Source organism: Robertmurraya dakarensis (assembly GCF_900156875.1).
In the GTDB taxonomy this organism is placed as follows: domain Bacteria; phylum Bacillota; class Bacilli; order Bacillales; family Cytobacillaceae; genus Robertmurraya; species Robertmurraya dakarensis.
Map to the genome: position 1 here is coordinate 2,563,880 of NZ_LT707409.1, position 12,127 is coordinate 2,576,006.

The following is a 12,127-nucleotide window of genomic DNA, read 5'->3' on the forward strand; positions in this document are numbered from 1 at the left end:
CTGACTCCTCGGTGTTTACAGCTTCGTCAATCGCCTCTACTGGCTGTTGCGCCGGTTCTTTGTTTTCTTCAACCACAACCTCTACTAGCTCTGGAACCTGTTCCTCATTCAATTCATTCTCATTTATATGTTGTTCTTTTAATTTATTTTGATCAGGCAACGTTTCTTTTTGGCCTTTAAGATTAAAGTTACTTAATTCAAATTCAACGGTCTCTGTCTCTATCTCTGTCTTCACCTTGATTGGTTTCCGTTCAAATCCGTAGACAGGTGACGGGATTTCAGTTGGTTTGAATGGCCTTTTAGAATAATCATTCCGTTTGATCTCTGTTTGAGCTCTCTGTTTCTCTTTCTGTATCTTATGTACTTTTTGTTCTTTTTGTACTTCGCGCTCCTTAACCGGAGGCTTTTCAAACTTTTTCTCGGGACCTGCTTCTCTTTTCGGCCTTCCAGGTCGATTTGATGCAGCAGGAGCTGCTCGGCCTTCATCCTGTTTTTTCGGCGGTCTCCTTTCACGCTTACCTGCTTGTTCATCAGGAATCAGCGGAAACCTGAATTGTCCCTTCGGATATTGATAAACCACCTTCGCATCCATATCCCGGTTTTTATCATTACCAGGAATTTTTTTCGGTTGTTGGGGTTCATCGTATTGAAAGGCTTTCTCTATGTAGTCATCATCTTCTTTCTTAAACATTTGCAGTAGCTTCTTTATCCAACTCAAAAAAATCACTCTTTCCACTTTCTACGTTCTATTCACAATTTTATTGTATCAGTAATTTAGAAAAATTGGAGACAAAATAACAGAATGAGTATATTATAAGTCCTTCCACAATTATTCTGGGGCTTTCGCCTTCATTTTCCCATGATAAAAAGGGTACATATCAATGCACCCTTTCCTATAAGGCTAATCCTTTTTCTTATTTTTTCCTAAAATAAAGATCGGTTCTAATTCTCCTTCTTCAAACAAGAAGGAAAGAGCAGTAATCGGCACTCGCCCGCTTGCAAAAAAGCTCATCGTCATTTGAGCCAGAATGTCATAGCCCGTATCATTTTGGATATCCGCAATGATTAGCACATCCTGATGAGGTACTGCTACGGCCATAGAACCATTTAATTTCTGTTCCATTTCTTTTAAAAATGATACGTTTAAAATTCTGCTGGCATCGTATCCGTCATTTTTATTTAAAAAATAAAAGGTATTTCCTGCGACTTGGTCCGCCTTCATCTCTGTCGATAGAGATCGAACATTAAATAAGGCGATTTCCTTAATTCGATCGCGATTCCAGCCTTCCTTTTCAACTAGCTTTTCATCAATCAACCGATACGTTTTGTCCAAATCTAATGCATAATATATTCTTGTTTCGGCTGTATGCTCATCATGCAATAATTCCACTCCATCTTGAGCAGTTGGGAAAGAAGTAGAACGGATGACAGGAAAAATTCTTTTTTCATGGCCTTGGAGCTGAAGCTCTTCTGACATCGCCTGAAGCCCTTCTTCCACATAATAAACAACCGCATCAATTGCTTTTTCTTTCTGTTCTTCCCATTTTCCTACGATTCCAGGTAAAGAAATCGTAATTCCTTTTCCAGTTTCTTTATTTTCAATACGAAGCTGGTCATTTTTTTTATCATAAGAAAAACTGCGATTAGGATGCTCTAATCGTCTTTCCAGTTCTTTTCTCATTTTATTGCTATCCATTTTCATTTCCATTTTCCTCCCCTAATGTAGGAGTTTTTCTAAAACCTATAATACATGAAAAGTCCCTCCACCTCAAAAGAGCTGGAGGGACTGCTTTTTTAATTTAAGCCTTCAATAAATTTCTCAATTTCCTCTTGTGTTTTTCGATCTTTACTCACAAAGCGGCCCAGCTCTTTACCGTCTTCAAAAGCAACAAAGCTCGGAATTCCAAACACATCCAACTGAGCACATAAGTCAATAAAATCATCTCGATCAATATGTACAAAAGTATATTGATTAAACTTAGCTTCTACTTCCGGCATAAAAGGTTCAATGAACCGGCAATCCGGACACCATCCAGCAGAAAATAAAAATATATGTTTTCCATTATCACGCATCTGCTCAAACTGTTCTACACTCTCAAGCAACTTCATTTCCACTTTTTCCACTTCCCCCTGACTAATTAACCTAATAGTCATATTATCACACCTAAGGTACCAGGTACCACAAAAAGACATTGTCCACTGTAGGCGGACATAGAAAAAGTTAAGTTGGGTCGAAGTGCTCTTTTCTACCCAACTGAACTTTTAATCTTGTTTATTAACGACAGAGTTTGCGATTATCATCATGGTGCTTGCTTCGGATTTAATATTCCTAGCCTTTACTTCGCTGGTTACTTTCACTCCGCCAATCCCCACCGTTAATTCGTAGCGGTCATCACCGATCTCTTTCAGCAGGAAAAACCCAAATTTTTGGTCATCCTGATAGAGTTCATTCATATCATATTCTTTCTGTTTGATGGTAGCCTCATAGACGACTTCACTATCTGCTTCTTCTTGCTGATTATAAAATAGAATATATGTTTTTGATCCATTTTTTAAAATGATATTATTTGGCGTCGATTCATCTTCGATTTCAAAACCAAATGGAAGATAGTATTGAATATGTTCATTTTCATTATTCGCTTCTTTTGCCTTGCTGTTAAACGCTTCCTCTACAGCAGGTCTCGCTTCTTTCAGTTCCTCGTCAATAGAAACCGAGCAGGCACTTAATAGTAAGAGAAGCATCAAGAAAAGGAACATAGATATATAGCGTGTTTTCATCCCTCATTTCCTCCTTGCCCAGGAATTAAATATCCTTTTCTATCATACCCTTATCCCTATCAACTGACAACCCATCTCATTCGAACATAATGATGAGTACTTCAACTATCACAGCAAAGAATGTACAGTTTCTAAAAAAATGGTAATATAAAGAAAACTCTACTAGGAGGGCTCTAAAATGAATTTAACAGTATATTTAGCAGGAGAAATTCATAGTGATTGGCGCAATGAAATTAAAACGAAAGCAAAGGCACTACAGCTTCCGATAGAATTTGTAGGCCCAATGGAAAACCATGATCGATCTGACTTAATTGGAGAAGAAATCCTTGGAACACAGCCAGACCCTATCTATCGTGATGAAGCTGCCTCAAGTATTAATAATTTAAGAACACAAGTGTTAATGTCTAAATCCGACTTGGTGATCGCATTATTTGGAAAAGAATATAAACAATGGAACACAGCAATGGATGCAAGCGCAGCGGTCTCCTTAGGAAAGCCTTTGATTCTCGTAAGACCTAAGGAGCTACATCATCCACTAAAAGAATTATCGCGAAAAGCAAATGTCACAGTCGAAAATGTCGACCAAGTGATGAAAACATTATCCTATATTTTTGAAGAATAGATTTTATTATTATGGCGTGAAGAACGGCTCTCAACTAAGGGGGGCCGTTGCTTGCGTCATGATTTTCTTGCATTCCGATACTCAAACTGACCAATTAATAGTTTCACAATATGCGAAAACATTTCAGAGCGGTTCACCCATTGGTTGGTAAAAATCCCCACAGCTCCCTCCTGCTTGCGGACATTTTCTTTTTTGGCGAAATCCTCCATAACCGGTCCAAGCTCTTCTCCCGCTAACAATTTACTCGAAATTTCTTCAGGGAGCGGGATTCTGGCTCCTCCTCCAAAAAGCGGCGGCTTGCCTTCCTCTGCCAACACCCCCCAATTGCATAGAAATAGACCATTTTCATGCTGCTGAACGCCTCCTTCTAAGCCAATCCCAATATCCCCCTGCCCTGCCTCTAAAGCAGCCCATGCACGATTCATAGCCCCTTTCATTGTTTCTTCATCAGATAACGGCTGTTCACTCACCCCAGAAGGAACACTTAAAGCGATTATCTCCGGCTTATATTTTTCAAATACCTCTTCTACAGCCTTTATTTTGGCAGGATTTTTAGAACCAATGACAATTTTCATCTCTTTATTTCCTTTCTATGGTTGAATCCTTTTCACATTTTCTTTACTTAATAATAAATCGCTTGTCTTACAATGAAGATTTTTCCAATAAATTACACAATTTCATCCAAAATATCTTCATTAAACAGCTGCCTTCCAATATGTTACATATTTTCGTTGAAAAAGACTTTTATAAACAAAACATTCCCAATAAATGACATATTTCTATTTAAAAATCCTCTTTCCACAAAATTCCTCCATTTATCCCACTTAATCAACCATCGTTGTCAGCATCAGCTGTGGTATTCTCGAGCCGATAAAAGCACAGCACGCGGGTACAATTTTTATTTTAACATAACGAAAAGACAGCCCGCGGCTGCCTATCACTGAAATCATTTAGCTATTTTGAAGGATACTGTCAACAGTTGAACGATCGCAAGCTTTCACTAGCTTTACAATCATTTCTTTTGCGGCTGCATAATCATCCACATGAATGATTGAAGCACTTGTATGAATATAACGGGAACAAATCCCCACTACTGCACTTGGTACACCTTGATTTGATAGATGAACCTTCCCTGCATCCGTTCCACCCTGTGAAACAAAATATTGATACGGGATATTATGGGTTTCAGCAGTATCAAGAACAAATTCTCTCATACCACGATGTGTCACCATCGATCTGTCAAAAATCCTTAATAGTGTCCCTTTTCCAAGCTGGCCAAACTCTTTTTTATCACCAGACATATCATTGGCCGGGCTTGCATCCAATGCAAAGAAAAGATCAGGATTAATCATATTAGCAGCCGTTCCAGCACCTCTAAGGCCAACCTCTTCTTGTACTGTTGCCCCTGAGTAAAGGATATTTGGCAGTTTTTCGTCCTTAACATCTTCCAGCAGCTCAACCGCTAATCCACAGCCATAGCGATTATCCCAGGCTTTCGCCATAATCTTCTTAGGATTGGCCATTGGAGTAAAGGGACAGATAGGAACAATTTGCTGACCTGGCTTAATCCCAATTTTTTCTGCATCCTCTCGATCGTCAGCTCCAATATCAATGAGCATATTACTCATTTCCATCGGTTTCTTTCTTTTCGCTTCATCTAATAAATGCGGAGGAATAGAGCCAATGACACCCGTTACTGGTCCGTTGTCCGTAATAATCTCAACACGCTGTGCGAGAAGAACTTGACTCCACCAGCCGCCCAATGTTTGAAAACGAATCATGCCGTTATCCGTAATCGAGGTAACCATAAACCCAACTTCATCCATATGACCTGCTACCATAATCGTTGGCCCGCTTTCGTCCCCTCTCTTGACTCCAAAAATGCTGCCTAATTTATCTTGAACAATTTCATCACTGTACTGAGAAAGCTGTTCACGCAAAAATTTCCGGACTGCATGTTCATTCCCAGATGCACCTGGAAGTTCTGTTAATGTTTTAAAAAGCTGCAACGTCTTCTCGTTCATTTTCTCTACTCCTTTATTAAAAATTTACTAAATCAGCTGTTATCAAAAAGGAACCCGCTTAAATTTGAGCATTATCCTACATCTCATACAATATGTATCAATACCATTTTACATAACTTTTTTAACACTTACCACTTACAGCCATGAATCCTCTTTATTAAGCATACGCTAAGAATAACGGAAAAACTTATCTATCTTTATTATTTTTTGCTATGATGGAAGGAGACTCTTTTTGATAGGAGGTAATGACTTGAATTGGAAATCTTTTTTATTAGGACTAGGCGTGGGGATCATGAGTGGTTATGCAACGAAAGAATTATTATCACAAAAGACCTATGTTTCTCCTGAAAAAGCTCTAGCGAATGCTAAAGCGGCATTTAAACAGGCCGGACCAATCAGCGGTTCTTGGATTCAAATGAAGCCGGAATCTTATGTAAAACAAGATTTATTGTATACAGTTTATAAAGGCGGAATTTCTAGGTCGACTCATAACGATATCGAACAATTTGAGTTTATCGCAGACGCACATACCGGTTCGATCATTGAAACGGTGAGACTGTAAAAAAATCCCTCTTTAACAAAGGGATTTTTTTACGTCGGTCAGGCTATAGGAAATTAGATCGAAAACCCGCCAAGCTTCGTTTCCAAATACTCGTCGATGCCCTCACGGCCGCCTTCTCTTCCTAAGCCGCTTTCCTTCATGCCTCCAAATGGAGCTGCTGCGGCGGTGGGATTAATGTCATTGATCCCGATGATGCCAAAATTCAGCTGTTCGAAAGAAGATAATGCCTTAGAAAGGTTTTGAGTATAAACATAAGCAGCCAGGCCATAATGGGTATCATTTGCCATCTCTATTACTTCTTCATCATGATCAAACGTAATAATCGGGGCAACCGGCCCAAACGTTTCTTCCCTATAAATACGCATTTCCTTCGTTACCCCAGAAAGTACAGTTGGTGAGTAAAATAAGCCCTTATCTAAGCCGTTATCGTTCAGCCTTTCTCCTCCAAGTTTAATAGAAGCACCTTTTTCCAAGGCATCTTGCACTTGAAGATGAACTTTTTCAATTGCCGCCTCATCGACTAAGGGACCAATTGAGACTCCTTCTTCCAATCCGTTTCCAGCCTTTAACTTCCTTACTCTGTCCATTAAGGTTTCGGTAAATGTTTCCGCTATCGAGCTGTGCACAAATATCCGGTTCGGACTGATACAAGCTTGACCTGTATTTAAAAATTTCACCAATGATACGCCTTTCGCTGCATGTACTGGATCGGCATCTTCAAATACGATGAACGGTGCATGTCCTCCCAGTTCCATTGACACTCTTTTCACATTACGTGCAGCCATTTCGGCAATATACTTTCCAACCTCGGTAGAGCCAGTGAACGTAATCTTCTTAACATCCTGATTTGTCAACAGTTCTTCCCCGATGACTGCAGGCTGTGAAGACGGAATTAAATTTACCACTCCTTTTGGAATTCCAGCATCCGCTAACACTTTAAATACTTCAATTGCACATAAAGGAGTTTGCTCAGCAGGTTTTAATACGACCGTACATCCTGCCGCCAATGCCGGTGCCACCTTCCGGGTAATCATAGAAATGGGATAATTCCATGGTGTAATCGCGCCCACAACACCAACCGGCTGACGGATAGCAATAAACCTCTGATCTTTCCTTGGTGCAGGAATAACCTCTCCATAAATCCGCTTAGCTTCTTCCGCATACCATAGTAAAAAATCTGCTCCGTATTGAACTTCATTCCGGGCTGCTTTTAACGGCTTGCCTTGTTCCAATGTCATCAACCGGGCAAGATCCTCTTTGCGCTCCATCATAATTTCGTATGCTTTATATAAGTAGCGGGATCTTTCATAAGCAGTGAGCTTTGACCAAGAGGCAAATGCTGTTTTTGCTGCCTCAATCGCATTTTTCGTATCGCTTTTATTGCCATCCGCTGCTGTGCCAATGACTTCTCCATTTGCTGGGTTATATACATTAAATTCACTTTCTGACTTACGCCATTGCCCATCTATATATAACAAGTGACAACCCCCATTCTCATAACCTATTACGATATTAATTTCCTTCGTTCTGCTTCTGAGATTTCAGTATCTAGTTTTTTTCTGTCTCTCTCACAAATTCTACTAACTTTTCACAAAACGCCTCCGGCTTCTCCACCATCACGTAGTGCCCAGCCCCTTCAATAACACATACCTTCATGTCAGGCTTTTCTTTCTCGAATGCTTCTACAGCACCTTTTGGCAGAAGACGATCCTCAGAACCTAAGATTGCATAAACAGGGATTTTGAGGGATTTCAATGTTTCCAAACCTTCTTTATACTGATTCGTGGCTCGAAAGTCAGCATATGTAACACCTATCGGCACAAGCTTTAGCTCTTCCTTTTCAACTTGCAAAATTTCAGAATCTGTATCCTTGCCATAGGATGCATGAAATAAAGATTCCGGAAATTCATCGTTTGCCAATTGTTCCAAAAGCTTTGGATGAACAGGCAGTTCATAAAAACTAGCAGCCAATATTACTCCTTTTACTTTCGGATTCCTGGCAGCTAACTCAAGGGCAACGAGACCTCCCATAGAATGCCCGACAACAATCGTATCATCATGAATGTCTCTTGTGACATAGGATGCGTAATCTTGAATAGAGGTAATCGCATTATACTCATTATCACCATGACCAGGTAAATCAATTTTTTCGCAAGTAAATTTGTCTGCAATATACTGATCGATTGCCCTCCATTTGCTTTTCGTGCCTCCTGCACCATGGATGAATAGAAGTTTCATACTCCCCATTACCTTCCTCCTAATATGGTTCTAGCAATAATCTGCCTTTGAATTTGATTCGTGCCTTCATAAATTTGCGTGATTTTTGCGTCTCTCATCATTCGCTCCACTCTATACTCATGAATAAATCCATAGCCGCCCAAAAGCTGTACAGCATCGGTCGTCACTTTCATTGCAGTATCGGATGCGAACATTTTAGCCATGGACGAGGCTCGCGTTAACTCTGGGTTTTTACCGGTCGAAGTCAATTCATTTACCTTTGAGGCAGCGCGATAGACCAGGCCTCTGGCAGCTTCAATTTGAGTAGCCATGTCTGCGAGCATAAATTGGATGCCTTGAAATGAACTAATAGACTGCCCGAATTGTTCTCTTTCTTTGACATATTCCAGCGCAACATCATAGGCTCCTTGAGCAATTCCAAGTGCTTGGGCAGCCACAGTTGGTCTTGACTTGTCAAACGTCTTCATCGCGATTAACCAGCCTTCGCCTTCCTCTCCAATCAGATTCTCAGCAGGGATTCTGCAGTTTTCAAAAAAGAGCTGAGCCGTTGGTGAACCTTTTATCCCCATTTTCTTTTCAAGTTTTCCAACTTCAAATCCCCTTGTATTACTGTCAACAACAAATACGGATAGTCCTTTTTCTGTTTGCGCAAAAACGGAGTATACATCCGCCACTCCTCCGTTGCTGATAAACATTTTTTGTCCATTCAAAATATAGAAATCGCCATCTAGCTCTGCCCGGGTTTTTAAGCTTTTTACATCAGAGCCTGCGTTCGGTTCAGTTAGAGCGAATGCAGCAATTTTCTTACCCGAAGCCAGGTCTGGAAGATATCTCCTTTTTAAACTCTCACTTCCCCCAATCATGATTGGCAGCGAGCCCAGCTCTTGCACCACTGCAACCTGCGATGACGAAGCACAAACACGGGAGATCTCCTCAACAATAATACAAAAGCTGAGCATATCTAAACCTGCACCACCATATTGAACAGGCATATTAGCTCCGATATAGCCATGAGCTGAGAGAATCTTAAGAATATCAAAAGGATATTGCGCTTCTTCGTCAATCTCTGTTGCTCTAGGCTTAATCTTTTCCTGCGCTAAACGATGTATTCCCTGTTGAATATGACGATATTCCTCCGATAATTCAAAATAATTAAATGACCCTTCTATTTTCATTCCCTCCCATCTATTTTTTTAGTAATCTATCATTAATAATCGTAGAAGCCTTTTCCTGTTTTTCTGCCGAGATGTCCTGCTCTTACCAGTTTTCTCAAAAGAGGAGCTGTGCGATATTTTGAGTCTTGTGTCTCCTCATAAAGTGAATCTGCTACAAATAACAATGTATCTAACCCAATTAAATCTGCTAAAGCGAGCGGACCAATTGGATGATTAGCTCCAAGCTTCATGCCTTTGTCGATATCCTCCGCTGTCGCTACACCTTCCTGAAGGACAAAGATTGCTTCATTAATCATCGGAACTAAAATACGATTAACAGCAAATAAAGGAGATTCTTTTACAGCAATAGCTTCCTTTCCTAGCGATTCTACCAGCTGTTTTGATTTTTGAAATGTCTCTTCTGTTGTATCATAACCTCTGATTAATTCTACAAGCTTCATGACTGGCACCGGATTAAAGAAATGGAAGCCCATTACTCTTCCTGAGTTCTCTAGTACACTTGCCATTTCTGTAATACTGAGCCCAGAAGTATTACTTACAATGATCGTCTCTTCTTTAACAAACTTCTCAACCTTTCTAAATACTTCTTTCTTCAATTCGATATTTTCACTAACCGCTTCAATTACGAAATCTACACTAGCTAACGCTTCCCATTCTGTAGTTGTTGTCAGCAGCTGATTGTTCTTATTGCGGGTGTCTTCATCCATTTTTCCTTTTTGTACAGCTTTATCCCAGTTTTTTTCAATTTGCTTTAACCCGCGGCTAAAATAGCTTTGATCAACTTCAACTGCCACTACCTCGTAGCCCGCTTCTACACATACTTGCGCAATGCCTGAACCCATCGTCCCAAATCCAATTATTCCAATTCTCTTCATCCTCAGTTTCCTCCTTATTGTCCTGTGAAATTTGGTTCTCTTTTTTCGATAAAAGCGCTGACGCCTTCATTTTTATCACTTGTATCACAACATTCTCCGAATAGCTTTGCTTCTATGTCGAGCCCTTTTTCTAGTGTTGTACCAAGCCCGTTTACAACTGCTTCCTTAGCCTTTTGAATCGCAAGCGGTCCCCTTGATGCGATGACTTCAGCGAGCTCCACTGCTTTACCGAGCACATCACCTTCTACAACTTCTTCAATCAAGCCGCAGCGATAAGCATCTTCCGCTGTTATAAAATCACCAGATAAAATCAATTTCATCGCTTTCCCTTGTCCAATCAGTCGAGGTAGTCTTTGTGTACCTCCATACCCTGGAATAATTCCGAGTTTTACTTCTGGAAAACCGAACTGAGATCCCTTCGATGCGATTCTGATATCACAGGCTAATGCCAGCTCCAGTCCTCCTCCAAGTGTAAATCCATCAATCGCCGCTATCACCGGCTGTTTCAACTGTGCTAAGGCATTAAAGACGTTCTGGCCTCTTTTCACAAGCGCTTCACCAGTTTCTGCAGTCAATTCTGGGAATTCCTTTATATCCGCTCCCGCAACAAAAGCTTTAGTACCAGCACCACTTACGATGACAACACTCACATCTTTTCCTACTTTGCTAACTGCGTCTTCAAGTCCATTGATGACCTCTCGGTTTAAAGCATTCACAGGTGGTGAATCAATCGTAATGAACCCAACCTTATTTTTCTGTTCATACAAAACTTTTGACATATCATTTCCTCCTTCAGGCTTAATATCCCATCAATTTCTTTGCAAATACCATGCCAAAGTGTATATTCATAGGAACCAACATAATTATTCAGAAAATACAGACAACTGTTTCCGAAAGAAACAACCGTTGTATCCTTTGGAAACAGTTGTCCCTTTTGGAAACAATTGTTGAAATTCATTGAATAAACCTTTCATTGAAAATATAATATTAAAAAACTCTAAATCTCTAAAAAGGATGAATTTTATGGAAGTTTTCGCGTTAAGCGGTGCTAGCGGTACCGGGAAAAGTACGATTGCTTTATCATTTGCCCATGAAAAAAAAATACCTGCCATTATTGATGACGGCTTACTTATTTTTAATGGTCATCGCATCGCTGGAACTTCAGCAAAGTTTGAAAAAAACCCGATTACGGCCGTAAAAAGAGCAGTGTTTTTTGACATCGGGCATAGACAAGAAGTGCAAGCTGCAATAGCCGCTCATTTCATTAACAAAATTTTGATTATCGGCACTTCTGACAAAATGGTTAAGCAAATAGCGAAAAACCTAGGGTTAGGAGAAATTAAACAAATCTATCATATCGAGGATATACGTACTTCCAGCGAAATCAAGATGGCCCAGTTTATTAGAAAAACAGAGGGCAAGCATGTCATTCCCATTCCGTACAGGCAAGTTGAACAAAACTTTTTTAAGAAATTAATCCAAAAAGGGATGAAAATCTTCACTCCCAAAAAAGAAATGATCGGTGAAACAACAATCGTTCATCCTGATTTTCAACGTGGACACATCACAATCCATAAAAATGTCTTTAAAGATATTGTGGAAGACGTTTGCTTGCGCCATAAAGATGTCTACGAATGTAAATCAATCCAAATAAGCATGAAGAGTGTGCCCATTCTCAAATTAAATATTGTTCTGCACACCCCTCTCGATAGAAGTATCAATGTGGTGAAAATGACAGAGGATCTTCAAAAGGAATTATTTGATGTGTTTAAAAAAATCTTCCACATCGAATTGTACTCGGTAAACCTGCACATCCAAATGGCATCAAAAAAAATGGAAGTCCCTTGAAAAGA

Annotated in this window: 13 protein-coding genes and 1 pseudogene; 3 read left to right on the top strand and 11 right to left on the bottom strand. The window is 40.0% G+C overall.

The genetic code is table 11. The annotated features are described in order from the left end of the window. The 4 genes and pseudogenes from CZ487_RS26975 to CZ487_RS21235 all read right to left on the bottom strand — a co-directional run. Positions 1 to 718, bottom strand: a pseudogene (locus CZ487_RS26975) (hypothetical protein); the annotation flags it as partial. A gap of 183 nt (positions 719 to 901) precedes the next feature. After that, positions 902 to 1,702, bottom strand: a complete 801-nt coding sequence (locus CZ487_RS21225; RefSeq protein ID WP_084783342.1) for a DUF1444 domain-containing protein — start codon at positions 1,700 to 1,702, stop codon at positions 902 to 904. 92 nt (positions 1,703 to 1,794) lie between these two features. Next, positions 1,795 to 2,109, bottom strand: a complete 315-nt coding sequence (locus tag CZ487_RS21230; protein ID WP_077215414.1) for a thioredoxin family protein — start codon at positions 2,107 to 2,109, stop codon at positions 1,795 to 1,797. A 153-nt stretch (positions 2,110 to 2,262) separates the two neighbouring features. After that, the gene (locus CZ487_RS21235; protein WP_077214275.1) at positions 2,263 to 2,778 is read right to left on the bottom strand and encodes a hypothetical protein; all 516 of its coding nucleotides are present in this window, start codon (positions 2,776 to 2,778) and stop codon (positions 2,263 to 2,265) included. A 178-nt stretch (positions 2,779 to 2,956) separates the two neighbouring features. On the opposite strand from CZ487_RS21235, the gene CZ487_RS21240 reads away from it, so the two are divergent. Next, positions 2,957 to 3,400, top strand: a complete 444-nt coding sequence (locus tag CZ487_RS21240) for a YtoQ family protein (RefSeq protein WP_077214276.1) — start codon at positions 2,957 to 2,959, stop codon at positions 3,398 to 3,400. A gap of 56 nt (positions 3,401 to 3,456) precedes the next feature. Here the strand turns inward: CZ487_RS21240 and CZ487_RS21245 are convergent, their stop codons facing one another. Both CZ487_RS21245 and CZ487_RS21250 read right to left on the bottom strand, forming a co-directional pair. Next, the gene (locus tag CZ487_RS21245; RefSeq protein ID WP_077214277.1) at positions 3,457 to 3,975 is read right to left on the bottom strand and encodes a DUF84 family protein; all 519 of its coding nucleotides are present in this window, start codon (positions 3,973 to 3,975) and stop codon (positions 3,457 to 3,459) included. A gap of 375 nt (positions 3,976 to 4,350) precedes the next feature. Continuing rightward, a complete protein-coding gene (locus tag CZ487_RS21250; protein ID WP_077214278.1) occupies positions 4,351 to 5,424 on the bottom strand; it encodes a M42 family metallopeptidase in 1,074 nt (357 codons plus the stop codon). A 250-nt stretch (positions 5,425 to 5,674) separates the two neighbouring features. On the opposite strand from CZ487_RS21250, the gene CZ487_RS21255 reads away from it, so the two are divergent. Continuing rightward, positions 5,675 to 5,986, top strand: coding sequence for a PepSY domain-containing protein (locus tag CZ487_RS21255; RefSeq protein ID WP_077214279.1), 312 nt, complete (start codon positions 5,675 to 5,677; stop codon positions 5,984 to 5,986). 53 nt (positions 5,987 to 6,039) lie between these two features. On the opposite strand, the gene CZ487_RS21260 is transcribed toward CZ487_RS21255, so the two are convergent. The 5 genes from CZ487_RS21260 to CZ487_RS21280 form a co-directional block, all read right to left on the bottom strand. Next, the gene (locus tag CZ487_RS21260) at positions 6,040 to 7,464 is read right to left on the bottom strand and encodes an NAD-dependent succinate-semialdehyde dehydrogenase (protein WP_077214280.1); all 1,425 of its coding nucleotides are present in this window, start codon (positions 7,462 to 7,464) and stop codon (positions 6,040 to 6,042) included. 70 nt (positions 7,465 to 7,534) lie between these two features. Further along, positions 7,535 to 8,233, bottom strand: a complete 699-nt coding sequence (locus CZ487_RS21265; protein ID WP_077214281.1) for an alpha/beta fold hydrolase — start codon at positions 8,231 to 8,233, stop codon at positions 7,535 to 7,537. Beyond that, positions 8,233 to 9,399, bottom strand: a complete 1,167-nt coding sequence (locus CZ487_RS21270; RefSeq protein ID WP_084783343.1) for an acyl-CoA dehydrogenase family protein — start codon at positions 9,397 to 9,399, stop codon at positions 8,233 to 8,235. Before CZ487_RS21270 ends, CZ487_RS21265 begins: the two co-directional genes overlap by 1 nt. A 32-nt stretch (positions 9,400 to 9,431) precedes the next feature. After that, a complete protein-coding gene (locus CZ487_RS21275) occupies positions 9,432 to 10,280 on the bottom strand; it encodes a 3-hydroxybutyryl-CoA dehydrogenase (RefSeq protein WP_202617896.1) in 849 nt (282 codons plus the stop codon). Between the two features lie 8 nt (positions 10,281 to 10,288). Next, on the bottom strand, positions 10,289 to 11,053 hold the full coding sequence (locus CZ487_RS21280) for an enoyl-CoA hydratase/isomerase family protein (RefSeq protein WP_077214283.1): 765 nt from the start codon (positions 11,051 to 11,053) through the stop codon (positions 10,289 to 10,291). A 244-nt stretch (positions 11,054 to 11,297) separates the two neighbouring features. On the opposite strand from CZ487_RS21280, the gene CZ487_RS21285 reads away from it, so the two are divergent. After that, on the top strand, positions 11,298 to 12,122 hold the full coding sequence (locus CZ487_RS21285) for a hypothetical protein (RefSeq protein ID WP_077214284.1): 825 nt from the start codon (positions 11,298 to 11,300) through the stop codon (positions 12,120 to 12,122). Positions 12,123 to 12,127: the final 5 nt, after the last annotated feature.